The following is a 26,667-nucleotide window of genomic DNA, read 5'->3' on the forward strand; positions in this document are numbered from 1 at the left end:
GCGCGCACCGCGCTCACGCGCCCGTGGAGTGCAGCCCGCCGTCCACGTGGATCATCTCGCCGGTCGTCGCGGGGAACCAGTCCGACAGCAGGGCCACCACGGCCTTCGCGGTCGGGGTGGCGTCCGCGGCGTCCCAGCCGAGCGGGGCGCGGTCGGCCCAGATCTCGTTGAAGGACGAGGAGCCCGGGATGGCCTTCTTGGCGATGGTGTCCACCGGGCCCGCCGCCACGATGTTCGACCGGACGCCCTCGGGCCCCAGGTAGCGGGCCAGGTAGCGGCTGGCGGACTCCAGGGCGGCCTTGGAGACGCCCATCCAGTCGTAGGCCGGCCAGCTGACGCGGGCGTCGAAGGTCAGGCCGACGACCGAGGCGGAGCCGCCGAACAGCGGCTTGCACGCCATGGTGAGCGCGACCAGCGAGTACGCCGAAATCTGCATGGACGCCGACACGTCGTTGAACGGAGTGGACAGGAACGCCCCGCCCAGCGCCGTCTCGGGGTTGGCGAAGGCGATCGAGTGCACGACGCCGTCGAGGCGCTCCACGCCGTGCTCGCGGAGCTGGTCGGCCAGCCCGGCCAACTGCTCGTCGTTGGTCACGTCGAGGTCCAGGACGGCCGGCACGGGGTCGAGGCGCTTGACGATGCGGTTGGTGAGGCTGAGCGCGCGCCCGAAGTTCGACACGAGCACCGTGGCGCCCTCGGCCGCGGCGATCTCTGCGACCTTGTAGGCGATGGACGACGTCATCGTGACGCCGGTGACCAGGACGGTCTTGCCCTCGAGGATTCCCATGGCTGTGCTCCGGTTCAGGTTGTCTGGGTGTGCGGTGGGTCTGGGTGCGCGGGGCGGTCAGTGGCCCATGCCGAGGCCGCCGTCGACGGGGATGACCGCCCCGGTGACGTAGCCCGCGGCGTCCGAGGCCAGGAAGGCGACGACCGAGGCGACCTCGGCCACCTCGCCGAGGCGTCCGGCGGGGATCGCCGCCCGGTAACCGGCGACCGTCTCCTCCGGGAGGACGTCGGTCATCCGGGTCTGGATGAAGCCCGGCGCGACCACGTTGGCGGTGATGTTGCGCCCGCCCAGCTCGCGGGTGAGCGAGCGGGCCATGCCGACCAGGCCGGACTTGGTGGCGGCGTAGTTGACCTGGCCCGGCGAGCCGTACAGGCCAACGACCGAGCCGATGAAGATGATGCGGCCCCACTTGCCGCGCAGCATGCCGCGCGAGGCGCGCTTGGCGACGTTGAACGCGCCCTTGAGGTTGACGTCGACCACCTGGTCGAAGTCGTCCTCGCTCATGCGGAGCAGCAGGGTGTCCTTGGTGATGCCGGCGTTGGCCACGACCACCTCGACGGGGCCGTTCGCCTCCTCCGCGGCCTTGAAGGCGGCGTCCACCGACGCGGCGTCCGTCACGTCGCAGGCGATGCCGAGCGCGCCCTGGGGGGCCTCGCCGCTGGTGCTGGCCGCGGCCACCTTGTGGCCCTGCCTCAAGAACTCCTCGACGATGGCGCGCCCGATGCCGCGGGCGCCGCCGGTGACCAGGATGCTGCGTGGTTGTTCCGTCACCCGCACACCGTAGCGTGAGGGCTTCAGTAGGCGAGTTAGGCTGACTGCATGGCAGGACGGGGCGCGGGGGCACGCCCGTCGGTGATCACCGACGCGCGGATCGGGACCTCGCTGTCCACCGAGCAGCGGACGCGGCGGTACCTCATCACGATGGGCATCCGCGTGGTGGCGTTCTTCGCCGCCGTCGTGGCGCCGTTCCCGTGGAACGTGGTGCTGTTCCTGGCCGCCGCGATCCTGCCCGGATTCGCCGTGCTGCTCGGCAACGCCTCCGACAACCACGCGCCGCCGGTGGCGCGCCCGCTGGAGGGCGAGCAGCGGCTGGAGCTGACCGCCGGGGACATCGTGCAGGGCAGCGTCGAGGACGAGGACGCCCCCGAGGGGGACCCCCGCGCGGCCGGGGAGGCGACCGGCGCGAACCGCCCGGACGACGACGTGGAAGGCAGGGACGGTTGATGGGGCGGGTGTGGTTGCGCTGGCTGTTGCTGGCGGCGTTCGTGGTGGCGATCGGGTTCACGTTCGTGAGCCTGGGCAACTGGCAGTTGGACCGCCTGGACCAGCGTCGGGACCGCAACGCGAACGTGGTGGCGCACGAGCAGGCGGCGGTGCTGCCGTTCGAGCAGGCCTTCGACCACCCGATCACCGAGACCGACCAGTGGCAGCGGGTGCAGGTCACCGGCACATTCCTCGCCGACCGGCAGCTGCAGGTCCGCTACCGCTCGCTGGGGGACCAGACCGGCTGGGAGCTCGTGACGCCGCTGCAGACGGCCTCGGGGCAGACGGTCCTGGTCGACCGCGGGTTCATCGTCCGGCCCGCCGCCGAGGACTTCCCGCGCGTCTTCCCGGCTCCCCCGTCCGGCGAGGTCACCGTCGTGGGTTACGTGCGCCGCAACGAGCAGGGCAAGCCGAACGCCACCACCCCGACCGAGAACACCGTCCGGCTGATCAACTCCGACGCCATCGCGCCCTGGCTGGGGCGTCCGCTCGTCAACGGCTACATCAGCGCGCTGACCGTCGACCCGCCGCAGTCCGAGGGGTTGGCGCCGATCACCCCGCCGGCACTGGATGAGGGACCCCACCTGTCGTACGCCCTGCAGTGGTTCTCGTTCGCCGCCATCGCCGGCTTCGGGCTGGTGGTGCTGATCCGCAACGACGTGCGCGACCGCAAGCGGGCGGCCGCTCGGGCCGCCAAGGAGGCCTCCGCCGGTCGGCGGTCGGACGCGGACCCGCGCGACGGGCAGCGGGTGGACGCCGACCCGCACAACGGGCGACCCGCCGGGGACGTCGTGGCCGCCGGCGAAGCCTCCGACGCCGGGTCGCCGGAACGCGAGCGCGACGACGCGCGGGTGGCTAGCCTCGAAGAGGATCCCGCACGACCCCGCACGCACTAGGAGGCACCCCATGGATCTCGGACTCTCCGGCAAGGTCTTCGTCGTCACCGCCGCATCCGGCGGACTCGGCCGCGCCACCGCCGATCAGTTGGTCGCCGAGGGCGCCCGGGTCGTGCTCGTGGCCCGTCGCCCCGAGCCGCTCGAGGAGGCCGTCGCCGCGCTCGGCGCCGACGCCGCGGTCGCCCTGCCCGCCGATCTCAGCGACCCCGACACCTCGGCCCGCGCCTGCGCCCTGGCCCTGGAGACCTGGGGACGCCTCGACGGCGCCATGATCAGCGTCGGCGGCCCCGCCAAGGGCGAGGTGCTCAACACGCCCGACGACACCTACCGGTCGGCGTTCGACACCGTCGTGGTGGCCGCGGTGCGCGCGGCCCGCGACGTGGTCGCGGCCGCCACGGGGCCGGTGGCGCTCGCCTTCGTGCTCTCGACGTCGGCCAAGGAGCCGCTGGCGGGGATGGCGCCCTCCAACGTCACCCGTCCCGGCCTCGCGATGCTGATCCGCGAACTCGCCGACGAGTTCGGGGCGTCCGGCTCGCGCGTCGTCGGAGTGATGCCCGGCACCGTCCAGACCGACCGGATCAACTGGCTCGCCGCCCAGACGCCCGATCCGGAGGCCGCGATCACGGACATGGGCGCGGCCGCGCCGATGGGACGCGTCGGGCAGCCGTCCGAGTTCGGCAAGGTGGCCGCCTTCCTGCTCTCGGACGCCGCCTCGTACGTCACCGGCTGCCTGGTCCCCGTCGACGGCGGCCGGCTGCGCGGCCTGTGAGCGCGGCCCCGGTTCTCGTCCCGGTCCTGTCGAGACGCCATCCGCCCGTGGCGCTGCGCCCGGTCGGCATCCTCGCCGGGCCGCAGGCGGCCGCCGCCGCGCCGGCCTACTGGGTGCCGCCGCGACCTCCGTCGGCTACGGAACGACCACGCGGCTCGAGGTGTCCACCCCCGCGACCACCGTCGGGGGCGGGGTGACCACACGGCTCGAGGCGTCCACCCCCGCGACCGCCGTCGGGGGCGGGGTGGCGGCGTGACGCTGGCCGCGGCGTCCGGGCTGCTGATGTGCCCGACCTGCCGCGAGCCCCTGACGCTGGCCGACGGCGGGGCGGCCTGCCGCGCCGGGCACCGGTTCGACGCGGCCCGGCAGGGCTACCTGAACCTGCTGGGCGGCCCGCAGCCCGCCAACGCCGACACCCCGGCGATGGTCGCCGCCCGCGAGCGCGTCCTCGCGTCGGGTGCGTTCGACGCCCTGGACGCCGCGCTGGCCCGGCGCGTCCGGGAGCCCCGCACGATCCTCGACGTCGGCGGCGGCACCGGGCACCACCTGGCTCGGCTGCTCGACCGCTCCCCCGCCGCCCGCGGCGTCGGACTGGACGTGTCGGTCCCCGCCGCCCGGCGCGCCGCGCGCGCCCACGAGCGGGCCGCCTCGGTCGTGGCGGACGCCTGGGGGACGCTGCCGCTGCGCGCCGGACGCTTCGACGTCGTCACCTGCGTGTTCGCGCCCCGCAACTTCCCGGAGTTCGCCCGCGTCCTGGGCGACGCGGGCCTGCTGCTCGTGGTCACGCCCGATCCGGCCCACCTCGCGACGATCCGCGAGCGCTACGGGCTGCTGGGCATCGACGCCGACAAGGACGACCGGCTGCTGCGGGCGGCGTCCGGCTGGTTCGAGCCGGTGGCTCGCCACCGGGTGCGCGCCCGGATCGACGGCGACGCGTCCCTGACGTCCGACCTGATCGGGATGGGGCCCAACGCCTTCCACGGCGTCCCGAGCGAGGTGGAGGCCACCGCGACCGAACTCGCCGTGAGCGTGTGGGTGCTGCGGCGACCGAGCGCGCACGGCTGACGGACACGGCGTCGGGAGCCGCGTGGGCACCCCCGCCCGGGGCCATCGAACGCATCCAGACGGACGCCGCCCGCGCTGGGGTGCGAAATCCACAGCAAGTCCCGCCAGCCGGTGCATCGCGGGCGACCCGCGCCGACCTTCGGCGCAGTGGGGGGATGCCACCGCCCGCTCGGGTCGGCCCACGGCGTCCGGGCGAACCCCTGCCGCGACTGCGCCGGTCGGCCGAGCCGACGGCCCGACCGGCTGAGATGCGCGGCGGCGTCTCGACGCGTGCGGGTAGGTTGCCGGGAGAGAAGGCGCCACGATCGATGGGACCCAACATGACCACCTCACCTCTGCGTTCGGTGTGGCAGCGCGTCGACGAGGACCTCGAGACTGCGCTGCGCGAGGACCCGGCAGCGGTCAACAAGCTGGAGATCGCCCTGCTGTACCCCGGCGTCCACGCGGTGTGGGCCTACCGGCTGGCGCATTGGCTGTGGACCCGCCGGCCCACCCTGCGGCCGCTGGCGCGGCTGATCTCGCAGGTCGCCCGGTTCGCCACCGGGGTCGAGATCCATCCCGGCGCCGTGATCGGACGCCGGTTCTTCATCGACCACGGCATGGGCATCGTCATCGGGGAGACCGCCGAGGTCGGCGACGACGTGCTCATGTACCACCAGGTCACCCTCGGCGGGCGCAGCCGCGGCCGCTTCAAGCGCCACCCCACCATCGGCGACCACGTCCTACTCGGCGCGGGCGCCAAGGTCATCGGCCCCATCACCGTCGGGGCCGGCAGCAAGGTCGGCGCGAACGCGCTGGTCGTGCACGACGTCCCTGCGAACTCGGTTGTGACCGGGGTGGTCGCCAACACCCAGTCCGACCCGGTCGCCTGAACTCCGTGGAGCCCTGATGAAGCCCTTCCTGCACCTGTCGATCCGCGACCACGACGGCGCCGCGGCGGCCGAGCTCGACGCCCTGCGGCTGCTGGGCGGCCTGGGGCCGTCGGAACTGGTCCAGGCACGGGTCGAGCAGGTGCGACTCCCCCGGCTGCGTCCGGACGACTACGCCGGGCTCATCATCGGCGGCGGCCAGTTCAACACCTCGGACGAGCTGAAGACCGACGTGCAGAAGCGCGTCGAGGAGGATCTCGGCCACGTCGTCGACGTGGCGATCGACCACGGCGTCCCGCTGCTCGGGCTCTGCTACGGGCTCGGCGTGGTGACCACGCACCTGGGCGGCGTCGTGGACCGCACCTACGGCGAGGGCGCCGGCGCCGTGGAGGTGACCCTGACCGAGGCCGGGCTCGCCGATCCCCTGTTCGAGGGGCTGCCCCCGATCTTCCGCGCCTTCACCGGCCACAAGGAGGCCTGCTCCGAGCTTCCCGCGGCGGGCGTCCTGCTGGCGTCCGGCCAGGCGTGCCCGGTGCAGGCGTTCCGGGTGGGTGAACGCGCGTACGTCACCCAGTTCCATCCCGAACTGGACGCCGAGCGCCTGATCGCCCGCATGGCGATCTACGCCCACGCCGGCTACTTCCACCCCGACGAGTACGGCCAGCTCTGCGCGGACGCCCGCGCCGCCGATGTCGGCAGCCTTCCCGGGCGGATGATCGGAAACTTCGTCGAGCTGTTCCGCAGCTGACTTCGGCACCGGTGGCCGCCGAGCGCGCCGTTCGTCGCGCCCTCACTCAGCAGCCCGGTCCCTGGGGTGTTCGTCACCCTGCGTCCAGTTCCTCAGGGGTCTCGGCCAGGCGCTGAGCGGGGCCCCGCAAACAACGTCCGAGCCCGACGGTCGCCACATTCCCTAGATGCGGGATCGTTTGCCGGGAAATGCCGGACAGATCCGCGGCACACCGCGATACTCCGAAACGTCCGCCCGCTGAATTGACTTTTCGTTCGGTTGGCTAGGGCGGCGGGCGGCACTGGCCCCGCGGGTCACGCGAGCGATGCGCACCGGCCGACCACGCCATGGCGCCCGACATGCTGATTCGCCCGAGGTGTGTCGGCTTCGCCTCGCGTCGGGCCGTGACGGGCGATCGCCTCAGTCGTCGCCTCGACGACGCCTTGTGTCCACCGTGGCTCGACCGCGTGCCTCCCAGCTACGTCTGAGGGGCACCCCACCGCTCGCCCCTCCCGCCGCCGCGATAGACCGCGCCCACCATGCCGGTCGGCGCCCACCCCCTGGGGCGAACCTTGCGAACCGGTCGAACGGACCGATGCGCCGCGAAACACACTCGAGGGAAGTTCGGGGACGCGCGCGCCATCACGCCCAACGCCCGAACGCGGGCCGCTGAACGCGGCGCCGAGGATGCCTTGGGCCGCCTCCCCGGGACGAGGCGTTCGACCCCCACCGCGCTGCCCACGTCGCACGATTCTCAACCTGATCTGGCTGTCGCTCGGCGGCATCCGGCTGGCCCTGGCTAGCCGATCGACCAGCCGCACCCGCAACCGTCCTGCGTGAACTGCCCCGCGCCCGCGCGCTCGACCCGGGCGCGTCATGGGGCGGTGATCGAGAGCGCCTCTTCTGCTTCGGAGTGGCCCCGTCGTCGGCCCGACGAACCGTCGGACACACTCATCGCGGGGGCGACACTCAGAGCCATTCTCTGGGGAGGTACAACGCCGAGCCGGCCCCACCTCTTTGTCGCGGAGGGCTCGCACCGAGGTTCTTCGCGCGTTCGGACGGCGCCCTTTCACCCGCCGCGATCCCACAACTCTTACAGGACAGGTGCACCAAGAAATGTCGGAGGCGACTCGTACCGTGTTTTCATGGAGACGTTGATCCGGACGCGAAGTGAGGCATTCCTGGTGAATGTCCTCTCCGGTCTGGATGACCTCGACCCTGACGGTTTGGATCGGGCGCTGCTCACCGACGCCGAACGCGTCACGCTCGCCGAGCAGGCGCTCGCCGCCGCGGGCCGGCTGCAGGCGCTGGCCGGGGTGTTGGTGGCTGAGGCTGATCGGGTCGCGGCCCCACAGACGGTGGTCGGGGTGGGCACGCTGTCATGGCTGCACGACGCGCAGCGGATGACCCGACGCGAAGCGGGCCGGCTGTTGGCCTCAGCCCAGGAACTGTCGAGCCGGCCCGTGCTGAGGGAGGCGACCCTCACCGGGGCGGCGACACCCTTGCAGGCGCGCGCGGTCACCCGGGTGCTGGCCCAGTTGCCGGAGCATCTGCCCGACCACACGATCCGTGAGGCGGAAACCATGATGGTGGGGTTCTGCGCTCAGTTCGATTCCCACGAGCTGGGTCGGCTGGCCCGGCATCTGCTCGAAGTCATCGCCCCCGAAACCGCTGAGGAGTCGTTGGAGCGACGCTTGGAGCGCGAGGCGCGGCACGCCCACGCGGTGCGGCATCTGACCTTCACCCCTGATGGGATGGGGTCGGTCCTGATCAAAGGCAGCCTGCCGACGGTGGAAGCCGAACTGTTGCGGGCGCAGGTTGAGGCGATCGCGCACCTGCACCACCGGCGTGCCCTTGACTGCGCCGACCCCCTTGTTGAGAAGGCGACCCCGGCCCAGCGCCGCGCTGATGCGCTGATCGAGCTCTCCCGCGCCGCCGCGGTGCACCAGGACGCCCCGAACCATGGTGGCGACCGGCCCCGCATCATGGTCCTGATCGACCATGACCGGCTCATCGACGACTGCCGGAAGGCGCAACTGCTCGACTCGGGTGCCGACCTCACACCCACGCAGCTGCGGGTACTGGCCTGCGACGCCGGCATCCTGCCCGTGGTCATGAACGGTGCAGGCGAAGTGCTGGACGTGGGCCGGGCGAACCGGCTGGTCACCCCCGCCATCCGCGCCGCGCTCGTCGCTAGGGATCGCGGCTGCGTGTTCCCCGGGTGTGATCGGACCGCGGCCGCGTGCGATGCCCACCACATCACTCCCTGGCAACGCGGCGGTGTGACGTCGCTTCCGAATCTGGTGCTCCTGTGTCGGCATCATCACAACACGGTCGAACCCGACCACCGGCATCCCGACACCCGCTGGCAGATCCGACTCGACGATGGCGTGCCGGTCGTGATCCCACCGACAAGGGTGGACCCACGGCAACGCCCCCGCCGCAACCACCGCCACCACAAAGCCCCACCCGGCCCCGAGCAGGGATCCGGTGCGTCGCAGCCGCCGCTCAGCGCACTGCCGCGCGGACCGGCCTAGCCGATGGCCTCCCATGGCGGACGGCGCTCACGGCCAGACCACCTTCCCGGTCTGCCCACACTGCCCGCGGGAGAACGACGTCCATGAACGCCAACCTGCCCACGTCGTGAACGCCAGCCTCCCCCCCTCACGGACTCCAGTCTTTCCACCTCGTGAACGCCAGCTTGCTGGCGTACGGTGCACGGTTCGCCACTCTTCCCCCGGGCAGATGGCGCTAGCGACGGCGAAGGCCTCAGCCCTCGATGACAGCGAACCCCGCGGACTGGTTGGCGGGATCAACCGCCGCTTGCGGGCGCCAGGCGCCCCTGGACGCCCCTCTGCGACGCAGGTCTGCCAGGCAGATCATTGTGAGTCGGTGCATGCCACAACGGGAGCCCGCGAGTCATGGCCAGGATCAGGACCGCCTCGCAGCCACCGCATGACTCAGGCCATCCGGGGCGCCGTGGCAGCGCTGGCAGGCCATTCTCTCAACCTGGCGAGGAATGTGCCTCAACCGCCGAGGAGAGCATGTCTGGACGCACCCGACCCCGGTGAGCACAATCGGCACATGCAGCGGAGAGGCGACGACGTGGTGAACAGCGCGGCGCGACGTCGGGCGCTGGCCATCGTGGTGGCTGGCGCCGTGTGGTGCGTGGGGTTGGCCGCGGTCGGTTGGGCCGGCATGGACACGCTCCCGATGCTCCCGGCCGCGGGAGTGGCGGTCGTCGCGGCCGGTTTCGCCGCCGCGCGGCTGGGCTGGCCAGCCAGCCTGGTGGTGATGTGGGCGGCCACCGTGGCCGCCGCGGTCGCCTGGTTGTGGGGCTGGACCGATGCCGGCGTCGCGGCGCTCGCGTCCGTCATGGTCGGCACCCTGTGCTGGGCGTTCTGGGCTACGAGCGCCGCGGCCCTGGCGGCCGCGCTACGGCTGAGCCGGGGCGAGTCCGCTTCGCTGTGGGCGCGCTGACCCCGGGCCGAGACGAGCCCTCAGCCCTCCTGCTCGCGCGCGATCTGCTCGTGGTGGCGGACCACCTCGGTGACGATGAACGTCAGGAGCTTCTCGGCGAACTCCGGGTCGAGCCCGGCCTCGTCGGCCAGTCGGCGCAGCCGGGCGATCTGCTCCTTCTCGCGCGCCGGGTCCGCGGGCGGCAGCCCCGTGGTCGCCTTCAGGTGACCGACCCGCTGCGTGATCTTGAACCGCTCGGCGAGCAGGCAGATCAGCGCCTGGTCGAGGTTGTCGATGCTGGCGCGCAGCGCCGCCAACTCCGCAGGGATCTCGGTCATGGACCAACCCTAGTGGCGCGGACTGCGGCGCATCCGGAGCGACCACGGGCACAATGGGAACCGTGAGCGACGCCGCAACCCGCGCCTCCGGGACGCTGTGGGCGATCATGAACCCCGCCGCCAAGGGCTACGCGGCGACGCGCCGCATGCTCGAGAGCGCGTGCCGCGACGCAGACCTGCCGGAACCGGTCATCGTCACGACCACCCCGGACGCCGACGGCTACCCCCAGGCCCGCGAGGCCGTCGCGGGCGGCGCGCGCACCGTCGTGGTCGCCGGCGGCGACGGCACCGTGCGGGAGGCCGTCCGGGCGGTCGCGGGCACCGGCGTCGAACTGGGCATCCTCCCCATCGGCACCGCGAACCTGTTCGCCTACAACCTGCGGCTCCGCACCCGCCAGCCCGGCCTGGCGGTCGACCGGGCGCTGTTCTCCCCCGCCCGCGCCGTGGACGTCGGCTGGGCGAGCTGGCGCGACGTGGACGCCGAGGGCCGCGTCGGCGCCCCGACCCCCGAGCGGCCGTTCCTCGTCATGGCCGGCCTGGGCTACGACGCCGCCACCGTCCGCGCCACCAGCCCCGAGCTGAAGCGCTACCTGGGCTGGCTGTCGTATCTGGCCAGCGGCTCGCGCCACCTGCTGTCGCGTCCGCTCGCGATGCGGGTCTCGCTGGACAACGCCCCCGGACGCCGCCTCCGCACCTGGACGCTGCTGGTCGCCAACGCCGGCCGGATCCCCGGCGGCATCGAGGTGTTCCCCGACGCGGTCCCCGACGACGGCGTCCTGGACGTCCTCGAGGTGCCGCTGCGCAAGACGGCCCAGTGGGGCGGCATCGCGTTCGCCGGCCTCACCCGGCACCGCGTGGACACCACCGCGCTGCGCTACACCCGCGCCAAGACGCTGTGGGCCGTCCCCGACGACCCCGCCCCGCTGCACCTGGACGGCGACATCGTCGGGCGCGTCGCCGACCTCCGCGTCCGGGTGCAGCGCGGCGGCCTGCTCGTCCGCACGCCCGAGACTTCCTAGACTGTCGCCGTGCCGATCGACCTTGACCTGCTGAACGCCCTCCTGCTGGGTCGCACCGACCGCGACGAGGAGGCCACCGTCCTGACGCTGCTGCGCCGGGCCTCCCCCGCAGACCTGGACCACGCGCTGGCCCACGTCGACGCCGCGGAACTCTTCGCGAGCCTCGACGACCGGCTGTTCGGACCCGACAACCGCACCGCGCTGCGGAACCTCATCCTGGAACGCCTGGAGTCGCTCAGCGTCCCCGCCCTGGCGAACGTGCTGTACGGCCTGCAGGCCGGCCACAGCGACGGCGCCGACCAGGAGACCATCGAGCGGGTCTTCCTCGGCACCCGGGGGTTGCAGCTCACCGAGCTCAAGAACGCGGTGAACGAGCGCCCGGACCACCACGACCTCGAGGCGCTGGTGTTCGGCGACGTCTCCGACGAGTCCATCCGTGCCTCGATCCTGGCGCACATCGCCGCCGAGGCCACCGGCGTCCACCCGGGCGAGGCGAAGGTGCTGTGCGACATCGACGACACCGTCAGCGCGGTGCTGCACGACCGCCGTTACCCGCGCGGCACCGTCTACCCGGGCGTCCTGGCCCTGCTGGACGCGCTGGACCGCGGCCCCACCGACGAGGCGTTCTCCCTCGGCGACCTCACGTTCGTGACCGCCCGGCCCGGCGACGTGTTCGGGCTGATCGAGAACCACACCCGCGCCACCCTGCGGCGCGCGGGGATCGCGTCGCACAGCGTCCTGACGGGGACGTTCGCCGCGCTGGCCAGCCACGACCTGATGGCGGCCCGCAAGGTGGCCAACATCACGCACTACCACGAGCTGTTCCCCGAGTACCGGCTGGTGTTCGTGGGCGACTCCGGGCAGGGCGACGTCACGGTCGGCGAGCTGATCCGCGAGCGGTTCCCGCACGCGGTGGACGCCGTCGTCATCCACGACGTCGTCGACACCCCGCCGGAGGTGCGCGAGCGCTGGGCGGCCCAGGGCGTCGAGGCGTTCGACACCTACGTGGGTGCCGCCGCGCTGCTGCACCGGCGCGGCCTGATCTCCGCGGACGCCGTGGCCCGCGTCGTCGACCAGACCCGCGCCGGCCTGGACGAGATCGCGTGGGAGTCCCCCGAGCAGGAGCAACGCGTCCGCGCCCTCGTGGACCGCGACATCGCCGCCGTGGCGCACGAGACGCCCGACGCCGCCGAAGCCCCGACGCCGCACGTCGCCGAGCCGCCCGGCACCACCTCCGCCTGAGGTCGGCCCGGGTCAGCGCCGCGCGGCGGCCTGCAGCAGCGACACGACCAGGGGTTCGGCGTCGGCGGTGCCGCTCGTGGCGTCCTCGGTGAACGCCGCCACCGCCAGGTCGCCCTGGACGGCGATCATCCAGCCGTGGAACCTCACCTGCGCCCCATGGCTCGCGGTGCCGGTCTTGGCCAACACGGGTTCGCCGGGCAGCGCAGCCAGGCTCGCGTGCCCGCCCTCGGTGACCACCGCCCGCATCAGCGTCCGCAGCTGCGCGGCCTCGGCCTCGGTCAGCGGGGCCGCCGTCGACTCCGGGGTGCGCCCCGGCTCGGGGACCAGCACCGGGACGACCGTGTGCCCGGCCGCCACGCTCGCCGCGACCGTCGCCATGCCCAACGGGCTGGCCAGCAGCTTGCCCTGGCCGATCATGGACGCGGCGTGGTCGACGCCGGCGGCCTCGGTCGGCACCGCGCCCAGGAAGCCGGGGAGGACCAGTTGCGGCTCGGCGGTCAGCCCCAGGCTGCCGGCGGCGTCCGCGAGGTCGGCCTGGCTCACCGTCCCGCGGGCGTTGATGAAGGCGCTGTTACACGAGAATGCGAAGGCGGTGCGCAGCGGCACCGAGCCCAGCGCCCCGGCCGGGTAGCCCTGCCAGTTGTCGAAGCGGTAGCCGTCGACGGTGATGCCGTCGCTGCACTCGACCGTCGTGTCGGGCGTGATGCCGTGGCGCGCCATGGCCAGCGACGTGACGACCTTGAACGTCGAGCCCGGCGCGTACTGGCCCATCGTCGCCGTCGAGAATCCCTGCGAGCCCGGGCCCACCGCCGCGGCGAGCACCGCGCCGTCCGAGGGCCGGATCGCGACGAGCGAGGAGGCCGGCCCGACCCCGGCGAGGATCTGCTCGGCGCTGCGCTGCAGCCCGACGTCGATGGTGGTCTGCACGTCGGTGCCGTTGAGCGGCTCGACGCGGAACAGCTCGGCGGCCTTGTTGTCGGGGTCCACGCGCTCGATGACGAAGCCGGTCAGCCCGGCGAGCACGTGGTTGCGCGCCTCCTGCAGCCCGCCGCGTCCGGCGAGGTCGCCGGCGCGGATGGTGCCGGCGGACGCCTCGACCTGCTCCGCGGTGGCCTCGCCGACCACGCCGAGCAGCGGGCGCGCGAACGAGGAGGTGAGGCCGAGCGGGAACGTGGTCCTGATGGCCCGGACGCCGGCCCACTCGCTGGCCCGCGTGGCCAGGGCGGACTCGGTCGGATCGTTGGCGCGCAGGATGCGCGCCTCGATGAACGCCTTCGCCCCCGCGCCCTGGACGCGGGCCACGTAGCGGTCGGGGTCGATGCCCAGCAGTTCGGCGACCGGCCGGGCGCTGGCCGCGGCGGACTCCGGCGTCGTCAGCGTCTTGTCGATCCCCACCCGGAACGCCTGGGTGTTGCCGGCGAGCGGCTCCCCGTCCTGGCCCAGGATCGCGCCGCGGACGGCGGAGAGTCGCGTCGCACGGAGCCGGTCGGTGCGTTCCAACCCCGGCGCGACGAGCGCGGGGCTGAAGGTGGCCTTCCAGTTCGGCCCGTCCGCCCGCACCAGCGCGATGGGGGTCGTGTACTCCCAGGGCGCCTTGCCGGCGTGGATCTCCCAGCGCCAGGTCAGGTCGGTCCCCAACGAGCCGTCAGGCAGCGTGCGCACCTCGCCGGGGGTGACCTGCGGACGCAGCGCGCCCATGCCCGAGTAGATCCGGCTCAGCTCCGCGCCGGCCGCCGGCGTGACGAACAGCGCGTCGTCGAGGGTGCCGGAGGCGAGCCCGGCCGCGATGGCCTGCACCGTCTCCTTCGCGCGCTGTCCCGGGAGGAACGCGAACCACCACACCACACCGGCGGTCGCCACCAGGAGGCTGAGGGCGACGGCCACGGCCAGCGCGCGTTTCATGGCTACGCGTGCACGACGATCTCGACGCGCTGGAACTCCTTGACCTCGGTGTAGCCGGTGGTGCTCATCGCCTTCCGCAGCGCCCCGACGAGGTTCATGGTCCCGTCCGGCACGTGCGAGGGGCCCTCCACGATCTCCGCCAGGGTGCCGACCCGGCCGACGCGGACGCGCTCGCCGCGCGGCAGGCGGGGGTGCCAGGCCTCGGGGCCCCAGTGCCAGCCCTTGCCAGGCGCCTCCGCGGCGCGCGCCAGCGGCGTCGCCACCATGCAGGCGTCGGCGCCGCAGGCGATGGCCTTGGCCAGGTCGCCCGAGCGGCCCAGCGCGCCGTCCGCGATCACGTGCACGTAGCGTCCGCCGGACTCGTCCATGTAGTCGCGGCGGGCCGCGGCCACGTCGGCGATCGCCGACGCCATCGGCACCTCGACGCCGAGCACGTGCCGGGTGCGGCCCGTGGCCGCGCCCCCGAAGCCCACGAGGACGCCGGCGGCGCCGGTCCGCATCAGGTGCAGCGCCGCCTGGTAGGTGGCGCAGCCGCCCACGATGACCGGCACGTCGAGCTTGCGGATGAACTCCTTGAGGTTGAGCGGCTCCTCCGACGCGGAGACGTGCTCCGCCGACACGGTGGTGCCGCGGATGACGAAGAAGTCGACGCCCGAGGACTCGACCACCGACGCGAACTCCTGCGCGCGCTGCGGCGACAGTGCGCCGGCGACCGGCACTCCGGCGTCCCGGATCTCCTGCATGCGGGCGCGGATCAGTTCGGGCTGGACCGGGGCGGCGTACATCTCCTGCATCCGCCGGGTCGCGGCGGTGGCGTCACTGATCTCGGCGAGTTCGGCGAGCAGCGGCTCGGGATCCTCGTACCGCGTCCACAACCCCTCGAGGTTGAGGACGCCCAGGCCGCCGAGGCGTCCGAACTCGATGGCGGTCGCCGGGGACATCACCGAGTCCATGGGCGCCGCCACGATCGGGAAGTCGAAGGTGAGGGCGTCGATGGTCCACGTCAGCTTCACGTCCTCCGGCGTGCGGGTGCGCCGCGTCGGGACGATCGCGATGTCGTCGAAGCCGTACACCTGGGTGGCGCGCTTGGCACGTCCGATCTCGATCATGTCGCTCACTTCGAAGAGTAGTTGGGGGCTTCGACGGTCATCTGGATGTCGTGCGGGTGGGACTCGCGCAGGCCCGCCGCGGTGATGCGGACGAACCGGCCACGCTCCTGGAGTTCGGGCACGGTGCGGGCGCCCGAGTAGAACATCGACTGCCGCAGGCCGCCGATGAGCTGGTAGGCCACCGCCGCGAGCGGGCCGCGGTAGGCGACCTGCCCCTCGATGCCCTCGGGGATGAACTTGTCGTCGGTGGTGGCGGAGGCCTGGAAGTAGCGGTCGGACGCGAAGCTGCCCTGGCTGCCGCGCGCCTTCATCGCGCCCAAGCTGCCCATGCCGCGGTAGGTCTTGAACTGCTTGCCGTTGATGAAGGCCAGCTCGCCGGGGCTCTCCTCGCACCCGGCCAGCAGCGACCCCAGCATGACGGCGTTCCCGCCGGCCACGATCGCCTTGGCGATGTCGCCCGAGTACTGCAGGCCGCCGTCGCCGATCACCGGGACGCCGGCGGGCCGGGCGGCGCGCGCCGCATCGTAGATCGCGGTGACCTGCGGGACGCCGACGCCGGCGACCACGCGGGTGGTGCAGATGGAGCCGGGGCCGATGCCGACCTTCACGGCGTCCCCGCCGGCGTCCACGATGGCCTTGGCGCCCTCGTAGGTGGCGACGTTGCCGCCGATCACGTCGACGTGCGCGGCCAGCGGCTCGTTCTTGAGCCGGCGGATCAGGTCCATCTCGGAGCGGCTGTGGCCGTGCGCGGTGTCGGTGACCAGCGCGTCCACGCCCGCCTCGACCAGCAGCATGGCCCGCTCCCAGGCGTCGCCGAACGTGCCGATGGCCGCACCGACGCGGAGGCGTCCCTGCGGGTCCTTGGTGGCCAGCGGGTACTTGTCGGACTTCACGTAGTCCTTGAGCGTGATCATGCCGCGCAACTTGCCGTCGGCGTCCACGAGCGGCAGCTTCTCGATCTTGTGCTTGCCGAGCAGCTTCAGCGCCTCGTCGGGCGCGATGCCGGGATGCCCGGTGACGAGCGGCATCGGGGTCATGACCTCGCCGACGGGGCGGCGGGGGTCGTCCTCGAAGCGCATGTCGCGGTTGGTGATGATGCCGACCAGGCGGCCGTCGGCGTCCACGACGGGCAGGCCGGAGACGCGGTAGGTGCCGCACATCTCGTCGACCTCGCCGATGGTGGCGTCGACCGTGGTGGTGATGGGCTGGTCGATCATGCCGGCCTCGGACCGCTTCACGCGGTCGACCTGGCCGGCCTGCTGGTCGGCGGTCATGTTGCGGTGCAGGATGCCCAGGCCGCCCTGGCGCGCCATGGCGATGGCCATGCGCGATTCGGTGACGGTGTCCATGGCCGAACTCATCAGGGGGATGCGGAGCTGGATGCGCCGGCTGACGTACGTGCTGGTGTCGACCTCCGCGGGGATCACGTCGCTCTCGTTGGGCTGCAACAGGACGTCGTCGAAGGTCAGCCCGAGCGGCGCGAACGGGGCCGGAACCCCTGCTGCCGTCAGATCGTCCAAAGCCATACCAACCCCACTTCTTCTCGACGCTCGTCCGCCCCCGAGCATACTCGGCGCGGCGGGGACGCCGGCCCGCTCAGCGGCCCCCGGACGCCCGGCCCGCGGCCTCAGCCAGCGCGGACGCCAGCGTCGGGTAGCGCCACTCGAAGCCCAGTTCGGTCAGCACCGCCGGGACGGCCCGGGTACTGGCCCACCACAGCTCCTCGCTCGCGTCGGCGCCGAAGCGGGCGCGCATGACGAGGTCGGGCACCGGCAGCGGGACGCGGCGCCGCTCGGCGCGCGCCCACTCCGCGACGAACTGCGCCTCGGTCACGGCTTCGGGGGCGACCAGGTTCAGCGGCCCCTCGACCGGCTCCTGGAGCAGCAGCATCACCGCACGGACCCAGTCGGTGAGGTGGATCCACGGGATGTACTGCCGCCCGGTGCCCACCCGGCCCCGCAGACCCGCCTGCCGGCGGGCGAGGTAGCCCCGGTCGCGGGCCAGGATCGCCGGGGTGCGCAGCAGGCCCGTGGGCACCGGGGAGTGCCGGGCGGCGGCCTCCCACATCCCGATCGCCTGCGCCAGGAAGCCCGAGCCGCGCGGCGAGTCCCCGGTGCGGGGCTCGGCGCCCGCGTCGGCGTAGAACCGCGTCGAGGACAGAGCCAGCAGCCGCTGGCAGCGGCCGTCGGGCTCGAGTTCGCTCACGATGCTGAGGGTGCCGGTCGCGCGGCTGGCGCGCAGTTCCTCCTTGACCGACGGCGTCCAGCGCCCCGTCATGGGGCTGCCGAACATGTTCACCGCGGCGTCGACGTCGGTGAGGCCCGCGCCCGCGATGCGTCCGGCGAGCGGCTCCCAGGAGCGCCGCTCGACACCGGCGGGCGCGGCGGCGCGCGGGACGCGTTCCAGCAGGACGACCTCGTCGCCCCGGCTCAGCAGCGCGTCGGCCAACCCGTCCACCAGGTGGGGTGGACCTTCGGTGACGGCGACGCGCATGCGGGCGATTGTAGACCGCTCCGCTCAGCCGCCGTGCCACAGGACGGTTTGGATGGCGTTCCAGGTGACGAAGGCCGTCGCGAACCCCGCGACCCAGCCCCCCTGACGCCGGGTGAGCGGCACCAGGCCGAGCAGCGCGAGGCTCCAGGGGAAGTACCACGGGTGCATCGACTGCCCCAGGATCGCCACGGCCAGCGAGCCCCAGCCGACGGCGGCCACGGGCCGGTCGCTGAAGCGGTACACGATCCAGGCCAGGACGCCGAGCAGCACCACGTTGGAGGCCAGCCCCACGACGGTGCGGTAGCCCGACGGGTCCCCGCCGAGCCAGGCGATGATGTCGCCGCCCCAGGCCGACAGCAGGGCGAACGGCGCCGGGGTGCCCGCCGAGCCCATCAGCGTGAGCCAGGCGGTCCAGCCGAAGCCCTTGCCGGTGACGAGGCTGAGCGCGACGAACGTCGCAACGGCGACGGCGGTGACGCCCGCGGTCCGCAGTCCGTAGGGCCACAGCCGGGCCGGCAGCGGGGTCGAGCGCAGCGTCGCGAGGATCGGCAGCCCCGCGACGGCCAGGACGGTGAGGCCGCCCTGCTGCTTCAGGGCCATGGCGGCGCCGACCAGCATCGGGGCGGCGACCCAGACCAGCGCGCGGGCGCGCCCCGGGCTCGCCGAGGCCGATTCGACCCCCACGACCGTCACCCAGATGGCGAACACGGACACCCCCGCCATCAGGGCGTCGTTGTGGGCGCCCCCGATGAAGTGGACGACGAGCACCGGGTTCAGCAGCCCCCACCAGTGCGCGCGGCCGGCGGCGTCCGGGTCGGCGGGGTGAGGAAGCGGGCGATCCGCGGCGCACAGGCGGCGATGAGGACGACGCCCAGGATCGCGGGGAGCCGCAGGGCGATGATGGACCAGTAGGGGTGGTTCCCGGTGCCCGCCACCACGAGCTGGTTCACGATCAGGCTCAGCGCGGGGTAGGCGACGCCGTGGCCGCGCCACAGCGAGTGCACCGACTCGCCGAAGGGCCCGAAGGCCGAGCCGAGCCCGTGCCGGTACACCGAGCCGCCGTTGTTCTCGATCCACCCCGAGTCGGCGTACAGCACGGCGTCGCCGGACAGCACGGGCGGGCACAGCAGCAGCGGCAGCGACCACACGGCCAGCAGCAGCCCCGGCCGGTCGATCGGCCGGACGCCGGGCCGCGGGCGCAGCCACCACCACAGGACGCAGAGCCCCGCCACCCCCGCGACGATGAAGATCCGGTCCAGCGGGAGCGGCAGCAGCAGGCCGACGGCGTCCACGGTGGGTTCGAGCCAGCCGAACCGGTTGAACGAGAACTCGGGGTGCGCCGACCCCCAGGCGATGAGCAGCGAGGCGGCGAACCCGGCCGCCGCGGCGACCCGGAAGGGCAGGCCGGTGCGTCGCTGCTGCGTGTCCACGAGCCGAGCCCTCCTCCCGACGCCCTCGTCAGGGGAGGGTGACGACGGCACAGCCTAGCGGGTCGCCCCCAAGGAGCCGCGGGGCGGTCGCCGGGGCCGGGTGCCATCGCCGGGCGCGCGGCCGTCGGCACCGGGGACGCCACGAGGGGCCCCGCCGAAGCGGAGCCCCTCGTGGGTGATCGACGCGGACGCGTGCTTACTTGTCGTCCTCGTCCTCGGGCTTCTCCACCACGATGGTCTCGGTGGTGAGCAGCAGACCCGCGATCGAGGCGGCGTTCGACAGGGCCGAACGGGTCACCTTGACCGGGTCGATGACGCCGGCCTTGATGAGGTCCTCGTACGTGCCGGTCGCGCCGTTGTACCCCATGCCGGGCTTGAGCTCGGAGACCTTGGAGACCACGACGTAGCCGGGCTCGCCGCCGTTCTCCGCGATCCAGCGCAGCGGCTCGACGACGGCCTTCTTGACGATGAGGGAGCCGGTCTTCTCGTCCGGAGTGTCGCCGATGCCGGTCTTGATGACCTCGGCGGCGTGCACCAGGGCGGAGCCGCCGCCGGCGACGATGCCCTCCTCGATGGCCGCGCGCGTCGCGCTGACGGCGTCCTCGATGCGGTGCTTCTTCTCCTTCATCTCGACCTCGGTCGCAGCGCCCACCTTGATGACGCAGACGCCGCCGGCGAGCTTCGCGACCCGCTCCTGGAGCTTCTCGCGATCCCACTCGGAATCGGTGCGCTCGATCTCGCCGCGGAGCTGCTCGACCCGGCCCTTGACGTCGGCCTTGGTGCCGGCGCCGTCGACGATGGTCGTGTTGTCCTTGGTGACGACGACCTGGCGGGCACGGCCCAGCACGTCGAGGCCGACCTGGTCGAGCTTGAGGCCCAGCTCGGGCGAGACGACCTGCGCGCCGGTGAGGATCGCGATGTCCTCCAGCATGGCCTTGCGGCGGTCGCCGAACGCCGGCGCCTTGACGGCGACGGAGTTGAAGGTGCCGCGGATCTTGTTCACCACGAGGGTCGACAGCGCCTCGCCGTCGACGTCCTCGGCGATGATGACGAGCTGGCCGTTGGCGCCGATGACCTTCTCCAGCAGCGGGAGCAGGTCGTTCATCGAGCTGATCTTGCCGGAGTTGACGAGGATGTAGGGCTCGTCGAGGACGGCCTCCATCCGCTCCGGGTCGGTCACGAAGTACGGGGACAGGTAGCCCTTGTCGAACTGCATGCCCTCGGTGAACTCGAGCTCGGTGCCGAAGGTGTTGGACTCGTCGACGGTGATGACGCCGTCCTTGCCCACCTTGTCGAACGCCTTGGCGATCAGCTTGCCGATCTCGGCGTCACGGCTGGAGATCGTCGCCACGGACGCCATGTCGGCGGTGGTGTCGATCGGCTTGGCGACCTTGGCCAGGGCGTCGTCGATGGCCTTGACGCCCTTCTCGATGCCGCGCTTGAGCTCGATCGGGTTCGCACCGGCGGCCACCGAGCGCAGCCCCTCGTGCACGAGCGCCTGCGCCAGGACCGTCGCGGTCGTGGTGCCGTCGCCGGCCACGTCGTTGGTCTTGGTGGCGACCTCCTTGGCCAGCTGCGCGCCGAGGTTCTCGAACGGATCCTCCAGCTCGACCTCCTTGGCGACGGTCACGCCGTCGTTGGTGATGGTCGGGGCGCCCCACTTCTTGTCGAGCACCACGTAGCGGCCCTTGGGGCCGAGCGTCACCTTGACGGTGTTGGCGAGAGCGTCCACGCCGCGCTCGAGGGAGCGGCGGGCCTCCTCGTCGAACTTCAGAGTCTTACCCATGTGATGTTCCTAACGGTTCGTCGAGGTCACTTGGTGACGACGGCGAGGATGTCGCGGGCGTTGAGCAGCAGGTACTCCGCACCGTCGTACTTGACCTCGGTGCCGCCGTACTTGGAGAAGATGACGACGTCGCCCTCGGCGACATCGAGCGGGATGCGGTTGCCGGAGTCGTCCACGCGGCCCGGGCCGACAGCGACGACCTTGCCCTCCTGCGGCTTCTCCTTGGCGGTGTCGGGGATGTACAGACCCGACGCGGTGGTGGTCTCAGCCTCCAGCGGCTGGATCAGGATGCGGTCTTCGAGCGGCTTGATCGTGACGGCCACGATGGTGCCCTTTCTGCGAATGGGCCCCGGTTCCAGGGCCCGTAACGGTTCTTCGATTGCGCCGCCCAGGCGTCGTCGCGGGTGCCGCCGTGGGCTGGCAGACTCGATGTTCGAGTGCCAGGAATGACTCTATCCACGCGCTGGCACTCGTTCAACCCGAGTGCTAATCGGCACGCCGCCGGCGCCCCGGTCAGGCGCGCGAGCAGACCAGCGCCAGGGCCCCGGACGGTGAGGGCGTCAGGATCAGCGTCGCCGCCGCGCGCCCCTTCGGCTTGAGGCGGCGCCGCAGCGCCGCGGGGTCGACGTCGAGCCCGCGCTTCTTGATCTCCAGCGTCCCGACGCCGCGCTCGCGCACCCAGGCCCGCAGCGCCTTCTCGTCGAACGGCAGCACCTCGGAGACGGCGAACGCCTCGGCGAACGGCGTGGGCAGATGATGCGGCGCGGTCAGGTAGGCGGCGTGGGCGTCCAGCCGGTCGGCCCGCAGCAGCCGGGCGAGTTCGTCGGTCAGCCCGGCGCGGACCACCGCGCCGTCCGGCTCGTAGACGAAGGCCTGCGGCGCCGCCACGTCGGGGGCCGCCGCCCCGGCGGCGACCAGTTCGGCGCCGTCGACGACGGCGGCGCGGCGTCCCGGCACCGCGGTCGGCCCCGCCCACAGCGCGCACTCCACGACGGTGCCGGCGTCGCTGACCCACTCGGCGTCCGCGTCGGGGGCAGCACGCGGTGCGGCACTCCGGGGCCGAGCTTGAGCGCGGCGGTCCGGCCGGCGCCGAGCAGGCCGAGCGCGAAGTCCCACGGCGGGCTGAGGTCCTCCAGCCGCCAGGTGCGGCCCGCGCCCGTGCGGCGGGCCGGGTCGGCGAAGACCCCGGCGTCCGGGTCGGACGCCGCGAGCGCGGGCCAGGCGTCCACCGCGTCGGCCACCTCGACGGGCCCGCCGAGGTTCGCCGCGGCGAGCACCGCGGTGACGGGATCGCGCTCGACGGCGACGACCCCCAGGCCGGCGTCGGCCAGCGCGAGGGCGTCGGCGCCGATGCCGCAGCCCAGGTCGACCACGCGGGTCACCCCGGCGGCGGCGAACCGGGCCGCCCTGCGCGCGGCGACGGCGCCGCGGGTGGCCTGCTCGAGCCCGTCGGGGTGAAGAACAGCTGTTCGGCGCGCCGGCCGAACTTGGCCGTGGCCCGGCGCCGCAGCGCCGCCTGGGTGAGCGCGGCGGCCGCCCGCTCGGGCGTGGTGAGCGCCCGCAGCCGCGTGGCGGCCTTCAGCGAGTCGGGGTCGGGTTCGGCGGCCGCCGCCGCCAGGACGGGGGCGGCCTGGGGCGAGACGAGCCAGCGCGCGGTCGCGACGTCCACGCTCAGCCGACGATGCTGACGACGACCACCCCGTCCGGGGTGCCCTTCTTGCCCAGCTCCCACGCCCAGTCGGCGACCTCGGCGACCTTCATCGACACACCGTACTTCTCCCGGGTCGCGGCCTTGACGGAGTCGTAGTCCTCCCCCTCGGTGACCAGCAACGCGCGGCCCTCGAGGACCGGCTCCTCGCGCAGCACGCGGCCCGAGGCGTTGGCCGCGTGCAGCGACACGACCGACGACAACGCCAGCCGCTCGGTCCAGGGCCCGCTCTCGGTCGTCCAGAGCCCGACCTTGTCCTGCGCCATGTGCACGACGAAGTTCGTGCTGGTGGTGCCCTCGCCCGCCGCGTCGAACGTCGTGACGTTCACCCGATCGGCGTCCCCGAGCCTCACGGACGGTCCCCGGGGGCCGGCGGGAGCTGCGGGTCGTCACCGGCGGGGGGCAGTTCGGCGCCCCCGTTGGTCGGGAGCGAGGCGTGCTCGGCCGCACCCTTGGCGATCGCGCTACGGCGCTGGCTGTTGACCTCGTCCAGGGCGTCGCGGCGGATCGCGCCCCTCGTCATGGTCGGCATCGCCAGCCCGATCCCCAGCGCCAGGCCGCCGAGCAGCGCCAGCCCGGCGACCAGGAAGATGTTCTGCATCGGGTCGTTGAACAGGTTGCCCGACTTGTTGGCGTTCGCCGCCGCGAGCAGCCGGGCGTTGTCCAGGAACACCAGGGACAGGTAGACGCCGCCCGCGACGAGCGCGGCGACGCCGACGATCGACAGGACGATCTTCACGATCTTCATGGGGGCGACACTAGTGACCCGGAGCCCCCACGTCACAGCCCCGGGGCGGCGATCCCCCGCGGCGGGTCGCTCCGGGCGTCCGGATCGCGCCGCCCCCCTGCGGAGCCGCGGCGGGCGCGGGTGAGGGAAGCGATCCCGCAGCGCCTGCCGCCGCGGCGCCCCCGCCGGGGAGGGCGGCGGTTAGACTCGGGACGACTCCATGTCGACCACGAGAGGATCCCCATGCGCGTACTCGTCACCGGAGGCGCCGGCTACATCGGTTCCCACACCACCCTGGCGCTGCTGGAAGCGGGACATGACGTGATGGTCGTGGACGACCTGTCCAACAGCTCGCCCGAATCGCTGCGGCGCGTCGCCGAGCTCGCCGGCCGCGCGCCCGAGTTCGTGCTGGCCAACGTCCGCGACGAGGCCGCTGTCGACGGGGCGTTCGCGTCCTTCCGGCCGGACGCCGTCATCCACTTCGCGGGCTGGAAGGCCGTCGGCGAGTCGACCGAGATCCCGCTCACCTACTACCGGGAGAACCTCGGCTCCACGATCACGCTGCTGGAGGCGATGGCCAAGCACGGCTGCTCCACGATCGTGTTCAGCAGCTCCGCGACGGTCTACGGCGACCTGTCGGAGCCGCCGTTCACCGAGGACTCCCCCACCGGCGCGACCAACCCGTACGGCCGCACCAAGCACATGATCGAGCAGATCCTGGCCGACGCGAGCGCGGCCGACCCGCGGCTGTCCGTCGGCGTCCTGCGCTACTTCAACCCGATCGGCGCCCACGAGTCGGGCCGCATCGGCGAGGACCCGCGCGGCATCCCGAACAACCTGCTCCCCTACGTCGCCCAGGTCGCCGCCGGACGCCGCGACCACCTGACGGTCTACGGCGACGACTACGAGACGGTCGACGGCACGGGCGTGCGCGACTACATCCACGTGGTCGACCTGGCGGCGGGGCACCTGGCCGCGCTGAACCACCTCGCCGACCACGACGGCTTCCACGTCTGGAACCTCGGCACCGGGACGCCGATCTCGGTGCTGGAGATCGTCCGGGCGTTCGAGAAGGCGTCCGGCCAGACCATCCCGTATGAGGTCGCGGCCCGGCGCGCCGGCGACGTGGCGGCGTCCTACGCCGACGCGCACCTGGCCGAGGACGAGCTCGGCTGGCGCGCCGACAAGACGGTCGACGAGGCGTGCGTGGACACCTACCGCTGGCAGTCCGCCAACCCGAACGGGTTCCAGGCCGCCGACGCCTGATCCCGCACGCGGGACGAGCCCGCGCCCGGATCGTCCGGGCGCGGGCTCGTGCGCGAGTGGGGGTCAGTCCTGCTCGGGGGCCACGCGGCGCTTGCCGTACAGCAACTCCGGGTAGACGGGCTGCCACATCCGGTCGAACACCTGCTCCACCGGGTCGGTGAGCGGCGTCTCGGCGACGCCGTCGGCCTCCGCCTGCCGCGCCACCGCGATCGCGACGGTCGCGGAGACCCGCCGCAGGTCGCGCACGCTGGGCAGCAGCGACTGCCCCTCCTTGCGGTACTGCACCAGGGACGCGACGGCCTGCGCCGCGGCCGCGATCATGCCGTCGGTGACGCGCGTCGCCCGGCTGACCGCGACGCCGAGGCCCAGCCCGGGGAACACGAGCGCGTTGTTGGCCTGGGCCACGTCGTAGGTGACGCCGTCGAGGGTGACCGGCGCGAAGGGCGAACCCGTCGCGATCCGCGCCCGGCCCTGCGTCCACTCGAGCAGGTGCGCGGGCGTCGCCTCGGCCAGCGTCGTCGGGTTGGACAGCGGGAAGATGAGCGGGTGCTCGACGTGCGCGGCCATGTCCGTGACGATCGCCTCGGTGAACGAGCCCGGCTGCCCCGACGTCCCGATGAGGACGGTGGGGTGCACGTTCGCCACGACGTCGGACAGGCCGATGCGGCCCGGGTCCTCGACGTCCCACGCCGCCACCTCGACGGACGAGCGCTCGTAGCGACGCTGGAAGTCCCGGAACCGCTTGGTCGGGTCGTCGGTGACCAGGCCCCGGCTCGTCGTCGCCCAGAAGAGGCCGCGGGCCTGCTCCTCGCTCAGCCCCTCCTGGCGCAGCAGGTCGACCAGCAGGTCGGCCACGCCGATGCCCGCGGTGCCCGCGCCGCTGATGACGAACCGCTGGTCCCGCAGCCGCTCGCCGTTGGCGCTGACCCCGGCCATGATCGCGGCGGCGACGACCGCGGCCGTGCCCTGGACGTCGTCGTTGAAGGTGCAGATCTCGTCGCGGTAGGTCTCGAGGATGCGGTGGGCGTTGTCGGCGCCGAAGTCCTCCCAGTGCACCATGGCGTGCGGGAACACCTTCTGCGCGGCCGCCACGAAGTCGGCGACGAACGCGTCGTAGCGCTCGCCCCGGACCCGCGCGTGGCGCAGGCCCAGGTAGAGGTCGTCGTTGAGCAGGCTGAGGTTGTTGGTGCCGACATCGAGCACGACGGGGACCATGCGGTCGGGGTCGAGCCCCGCCGCCGCGGTATAGACCGACTTCTTGCCGATGCAGATGAGGATGCCGCCCACGCCCTGGTCGCCGATGCCGAGGATGCCCTCGGAGTCGGTGACGATCAGCAGGTCGACGTCGTCGGCGCTCTTGCCGGTGGCCCGCAGCGACGCCTCGATGCGCTCGGGGGCGTCGATGGACAGGAAGACGCCGTTGACCTGCTGGTACCACAGGCTGAACTCCTGGATCGCCTCCCCGATGGTGGGGGTGTAGACGATCGGCATCAGCTCGTCGAGGTGCTCGCTGAGCAGGCGGTAGAACAGCACGGTGTTGCGGTCGCGCAGGCCCTGCAGGTACGCGAACTTCTCGATCGGCGACCCGGCCCGTAGGAAACGGGTGTAGGCCCGGTGCAGCTGGCCCTCGAGCGGGGTGACCCGCTCGGGCAGCAGCCCCTCCAGCCCGAGTTCCACACGCTCGGCGTGGGTGAACGCGGTGCCGCGGTTGAGGCGCGGGATGCGCAGGATGTAGCTCCCGTGGGTGTTGACCCGGATCCGGTTGCCGTGGTCGCCGGGAAGGACGTCATAGGGCCGCTCTGCCATGGGCGC

At 72.9% G+C, this 26,667-nt stretch carries 28 protein-coding genes; 11 read left to right on the forward strand and 17 right to left on the reverse strand.

Going from position 1 to position 26,667, the window contains the following annotated elements; genetic code table 11:
• Positions 1–13 precede the first annotated feature (13 nt).
• Both fabI and fabG read right to left on the reverse strand, forming a co-directional pair.
• Positions 14–787, reverse strand: a complete 774-nt coding sequence (gene fabI, locus G7070_RS02480; protein ID WP_166231712.1) for an enoyl-ACP reductase FabI — start codon at positions 785–787, stop codon at positions 14–16.
• Positions 788–844: 57 nt separating this feature from the next.
• Positions 845–1,564 carry a 3-oxoacyl-ACP reductase FabG gene (gene fabG / locus G7070_RS02485; protein ID WP_206079903.1) on the reverse strand — a complete coding sequence of 240 codons (720 nt, stop codon included), beginning with the start codon at positions 1,562–1,564 and terminating at the stop codon, positions 845–847.
• Between the two features lie 42 nt (positions 1,565–1,606).
• On the opposite strand from fabG, the gene G7070_RS02490 reads away from it, so the two are divergent.
• The 8 genes from G7070_RS02490 to G7070_RS02525 all read left to right on the forward strand — a co-directional run bounded on the left by G7070_RS02490 (position 1,607) and on the right by G7070_RS02525 (position 9,856).
• Positions 1,607–2,011, forward strand: coding sequence for a DUF3099 domain-containing protein (locus G7070_RS02490; RefSeq protein ID WP_166231716.1), 405 nt, complete (start codon positions 1,607–1,609; stop codon positions 2,009–2,011).
• Positions 2,011–2,946, forward strand: a complete 936-nt coding sequence (locus G7070_RS02495; RefSeq protein WP_166231718.1) for an SURF1 family cytochrome oxidase biogenesis protein — start codon at positions 2,011–2,013, stop codon at positions 2,944–2,946. The genes G7070_RS02490 and G7070_RS02495 overlap by 1 nt, the downstream gene beginning before the upstream one ends.
• Before the next feature lie 10 nt (positions 2,947–2,956).
• The gene (locus G7070_RS02500; RefSeq protein ID WP_166231720.1) at positions 2,957–3,715 is read left to right on the forward strand and encodes an SDR family NAD(P)-dependent oxidoreductase; all 759 of its coding nucleotides are present in this window, start codon (positions 2,957–2,959) and stop codon (positions 3,713–3,715) included.
• Positions 3,716–3,967: 252 nt separating this feature from the next.
• Complete coding sequence (locus G7070_RS02505; RefSeq protein WP_166231722.1) at positions 3,968–4,780, forward strand: putative RNA methyltransferase; 813 nt, start codon at positions 3,968–3,970, stop codon at positions 4,778–4,780.
• Between the two features lie 320 nt (positions 4,781–5,100).
• Complete coding sequence (gene cysE / locus G7070_RS02510; RefSeq protein WP_166231724.1) at positions 5,101–5,652, forward strand: serine O-acetyltransferase; 552 nt, start codon at positions 5,101–5,103, stop codon at positions 5,650–5,652.
• Positions 5,653–5,668: 16 nt separating this feature from the next.
• A complete protein-coding gene (locus G7070_RS02515) occupies positions 5,669–6,397 on the forward strand; it encodes a glutamine amidotransferase (protein ID WP_166231726.1) in 729 nt (242 codons plus the stop codon).
• Between the two features lie 1,124 nt (positions 6,398–7,521).
• On the forward strand, positions 7,522–8,913 hold the full coding sequence (locus G7070_RS02520) for an HNH endonuclease signature motif containing protein (RefSeq protein WP_166231728.1): 1,392 nt from the start codon (positions 7,522–7,524) through the stop codon (positions 8,911–8,913).
• 547 nt (positions 8,914–9,460) lie between these two features.
• Positions 9,461–9,856: a hypothetical protein gene (locus G7070_RS02525; protein WP_166231730.1), complete on the forward strand. Its 396-nt coding sequence runs from the start codon at positions 9,461–9,463 to the stop codon at positions 9,854–9,856.
• A 20-nt stretch (positions 9,857–9,876) separates the two neighbouring features.
• Here G7070_RS02525 and G7070_RS02530 read toward each other — a convergent pair whose 3' ends face one another.
• Positions 9,877–10,173, reverse strand: a complete 297-nt coding sequence (locus G7070_RS02530) for a chorismate mutase (RefSeq protein ID WP_166231732.1) — start codon at positions 10,171–10,173, stop codon at positions 9,877–9,879.
• Positions 10,174–10,235: 62 nt separating this feature from the next.
• Here G7070_RS02530 and G7070_RS02535 point away from each other — a divergent pair, with 62 nt between their 5' ends.
• Together G7070_RS02535 and G7070_RS02540 are read left to right on the forward strand one after the other, a co-directional pair.
• On the forward strand, positions 10,236–11,192 hold the full coding sequence (locus G7070_RS02535) for a diacylglycerol/lipid kinase family protein (RefSeq protein WP_166231734.1): 957 nt from the start codon (positions 10,236–10,238) through the stop codon (positions 11,190–11,192).
• A 9-nt stretch (positions 11,193–11,201) separates the two neighbouring features.
• The gene (locus tag G7070_RS02540) at positions 11,202–12,434 is read left to right on the forward strand and encodes a phosphatase domain-containing protein (RefSeq protein WP_166231736.1); all 1,233 of its coding nucleotides are present in this window, start codon (positions 11,202–11,204) and stop codon (positions 12,432–12,434) included.
• 12 nt (positions 12,435–12,446) lie between these two features.
• Here G7070_RS02540 and G7070_RS02545 read toward each other — a convergent pair whose 3' ends face one another.
• The 13 genes from G7070_RS02545 to G7070_RS02595 all read right to left on the reverse strand — a co-directional run bounded on the left by G7070_RS02545 (position 12,447) and on the right by G7070_RS02595 (position 23,610).
• Positions 12,447–14,336 carry a penicillin-binding transpeptidase domain-containing protein gene (locus G7070_RS02545; protein WP_166231738.1) on the reverse strand — a complete coding sequence of 630 codons (1,890 nt, stop codon included), beginning with the start codon at positions 14,334–14,336 and terminating at the stop codon, positions 12,447–12,449.
• 2 nt (positions 14,337–14,338) lie between these two features.
• On the reverse strand, positions 14,339–15,445 hold the full coding sequence (locus G7070_RS02550) for a GuaB3 family IMP dehydrogenase-related protein (protein WP_166234904.1): 1,107 nt from the start codon (positions 15,443–15,445) through the stop codon (positions 14,339–14,341).
• Between the two features lie 5 nt (positions 15,446–15,450).
• Complete coding sequence (gene guaB / locus G7070_RS02555) at positions 15,451–16,971, reverse strand: IMP dehydrogenase (protein ID WP_206079904.1); 1,521 nt, start codon at positions 16,969–16,971, stop codon at positions 15,451–15,453.
• A gap of 70 nt (positions 16,972–17,041) precedes the next feature.
• Complete coding sequence (locus tag G7070_RS02560) at positions 17,042–17,938, reverse strand: DUF1731 domain-containing protein (RefSeq protein WP_166231742.1); 897 nt, start codon at positions 17,936–17,938, stop codon at positions 17,042–17,044.
• A 24-nt stretch (positions 17,939–17,962) separates the two neighbouring features.
• Positions 17,963–18,706, reverse strand: a complete 744-nt coding sequence (locus G7070_RS02565) for an MptA/MptB family glycosyltransferase (protein ID WP_166231744.1) — start codon at positions 18,704–18,706, stop codon at positions 17,963–17,965.
• A gap of 5 nt (positions 18,707–18,711) precedes the next feature.
• Positions 18,712–19,368, reverse strand: coding sequence for an MptA/MptB family glycosyltransferase (locus G7070_RS02570; protein ID WP_166231746.1), 657 nt, complete (start codon positions 19,366–19,368; stop codon positions 18,712–18,714).
• A gap of 196 nt (positions 19,369–19,564) precedes the next feature.
• On the reverse strand, positions 19,565–21,154 hold the full coding sequence (gene groL / locus G7070_RS02575) for a chaperonin GroEL (RefSeq protein ID WP_166231748.1): 1,590 nt from the start codon (positions 21,152–21,154) through the stop codon (positions 19,565–19,567).
• A 26-nt stretch (positions 21,155–21,180) separates the two neighbouring features.
• Complete coding sequence (groES, locus tag G7070_RS02580) at positions 21,181–21,477, reverse strand: co-chaperone GroES (RefSeq protein ID WP_166231750.1); 297 nt, start codon at positions 21,475–21,477, stop codon at positions 21,181–21,183.
• A 190-nt stretch (positions 21,478–21,667) separates the two neighbouring features.
• Complete coding sequence (locus tag G7070_RS18235) at positions 21,668–22,042, reverse strand: THUMP-like domain-containing protein (protein ID WP_246227245.1); 375 nt, start codon at positions 22,040–22,042, stop codon at positions 21,668–21,670.
• Positions 21,982–22,536: a hypothetical protein gene (locus G7070_RS18240; RefSeq protein WP_246227247.1), complete on the reverse strand. Its 555-nt coding sequence runs from the start codon at positions 22,534–22,536 to the stop codon at positions 21,982–21,984. Before G7070_RS18240 ends, G7070_RS18235 begins: the two co-directional genes overlap by 61 nt.
• The gene (locus G7070_RS18245; protein WP_246227249.1) at positions 22,533–22,823 is read right to left on the reverse strand and encodes a DUF8688 domain-containing protein; all 291 of its coding nucleotides are present in this window, start codon (positions 22,821–22,823) and stop codon (positions 22,533–22,535) included. The genes G7070_RS18240 and G7070_RS18245 overlap by 4 nt, the downstream gene beginning before the upstream one ends.
• 2 nt (positions 22,824–22,825) lie before the next feature.
• On the reverse strand, positions 22,826–23,215 hold the full coding sequence (locus tag G7070_RS02590; protein ID WP_166231752.1) for a hypothetical protein: 390 nt from the start codon (positions 23,213–23,215) through the stop codon (positions 22,826–22,828).
• Positions 23,212–23,610 (reverse strand): hypothetical protein, encoded by a 399-nt coding sequence (locus G7070_RS02595; protein WP_166231754.1) that lies wholly within the window; start codon positions 23,608–23,610, stop codon positions 23,212–23,214. The genes G7070_RS02590 and G7070_RS02595 overlap by 4 nt, the downstream gene beginning before the upstream one ends.
• Positions 23,611–23,832: 222 nt before the next feature.
• Here G7070_RS02595 and galE point away from each other — a divergent pair, with 222 nt between their 5' ends.
• Positions 23,833–24,855 carry a UDP-glucose 4-epimerase GalE gene (gene galE, locus G7070_RS02600; RefSeq protein ID WP_166231756.1) on the forward strand — a complete coding sequence of 341 codons (1,023 nt, stop codon included), beginning with the start codon at positions 23,833–23,835 and terminating at the stop codon, positions 24,853–24,855.
• Between the two features lie 63 nt (positions 24,856–24,918).
• Here the strand turns inward: galE and G7070_RS02605 are convergent, their stop codons facing one another.
• The gene (locus G7070_RS02605; protein WP_166231758.1) at positions 24,919–26,661 is read right to left on the reverse strand and encodes an NAD-dependent malic enzyme; all 1,743 of its coding nucleotides are present in this window, start codon (positions 26,659–26,661) and stop codon (positions 24,919–24,921) included.
• Between the last annotated feature and the right edge of the window lie 6 nt (positions 26,662–26,667).

This window comes from Propioniciclava coleopterorum (assembly GCF_011393335.1).
Lineage (GTDB): Bacteria > Actinomycetota > Actinomycetes > Propionibacteriales > Propionibacteriaceae > Propioniciclava > Propioniciclava coleopterorum.

What these genes read in the sequence shown, in the direction of transcription:
- G7070_RS02525 (WP_166231730.1), top strand. Translation starts at nt 9,461, where the DNA reads ATGCAGCGGAGAGGCGACGACGTGGTGAACAGCGCGGCGCGACGTCGG.
- cysE (WP_166231724.1), top strand. Translation starts at nt 5,101, where the DNA reads ATGACCACCTCACCTCTGCGTTCGGTGTGGCAGCGCGTCGACGAGGAC.
- G7070_RS02595 (WP_166231754.1), bottom strand. Translation starts at nt 23,610, where the DNA reads ATGAAGATCGTGAAGATCGTCCTGTCGATCGTCGGCGTCGCCGCGCTC.
- galE (WP_166231756.1), top strand. Translation starts at nt 23,833, where the DNA reads ATGCGCGTACTCGTCACCGGAGGCGCCGGCTACATCGGTTCCCACACC.
- G7070_RS02605 (WP_166231758.1), bottom strand. Translation starts at nt 26,661, where the DNA reads ATGGCAGAGCGGCCCTATGACGTCCTTCCCGGCGACCACGGCAACCGG.
- G7070_RS02490 (WP_166231716.1), top strand. Translation starts at nt 1,607, where the DNA reads ATGGCAGGACGGGGCGCGGGGGCACGCCCGTCGGTGATCACCGACGCG.
- G7070_RS02495 (WP_166231718.1), top strand. Translation starts at nt 2,011, where the DNA reads ATGGGGCGGGTGTGGTTGCGCTGGCTGTTGCTGGCGGCGTTCGTGGTG.
- G7070_RS02520 (WP_166231728.1), top strand. Translation starts at nt 7,522, where the DNA reads ATGGAGACGTTGATCCGGACGCGAAGTGAGGCATTCCTGGTGAATGTC.
- G7070_RS02560 (WP_166231742.1), bottom strand. Translation starts at nt 17,938, where the DNA reads ATGCGCGTCGCCGTCACCGAAGGTCCACCCCACCTGGTGGACGGGTTG.
- guaB (WP_206079904.1), bottom strand. Translation starts at nt 16,971, where the DNA reads ATGGCTTTGGACGATCTGACGGCAGCAGGGGTTCCGGCCCCGTTCGCG.
- fabI (WP_166231712.1), bottom strand. Translation starts at nt 787, where the DNA reads ATGGGAATCCTCGAGGGCAAGACCGTCCTGGTCACCGGCGTCACGATG.
- G7070_RS02545 (WP_166231738.1), bottom strand. Translation starts at nt 14,336, where the DNA reads ATGAAACGCGCGCTGGCCGTGGCCGTCGCCCTCAGCCTCCTGGTGGCG.
- G7070_RS02550 (WP_166234904.1), bottom strand. Translation starts at nt 15,445, where the DNA reads ATGATCGAGATCGGACGTGCCAAGCGCGCCACCCAGGTGTACGGCTTC.
- G7070_RS02515 (WP_166231726.1), top strand. Translation starts at nt 5,669, where the DNA reads ATGAAGCCCTTCCTGCACCTGTCGATCCGCGACCACGACGGCGCCGCG.
- groL (WP_166231748.1), bottom strand. Translation starts at nt 21,154, where the DNA reads ATGGGTAAGACTCTGAAGTTCGACGAGGAGGCCCGCCGCTCCCTCGAG.
- G7070_RS02530 (WP_166231732.1), bottom strand. Translation starts at nt 10,173, where the DNA reads ATGACCGAGATCCCTGCGGAGTTGGCGGCGCTGCGCGCCAGCATCGAC.
- G7070_RS02500 (WP_166231720.1), top strand. Translation starts at nt 2,957, where the DNA reads ATGGATCTCGGACTCTCCGGCAAGGTCTTCGTCGTCACCGCCGCATCC.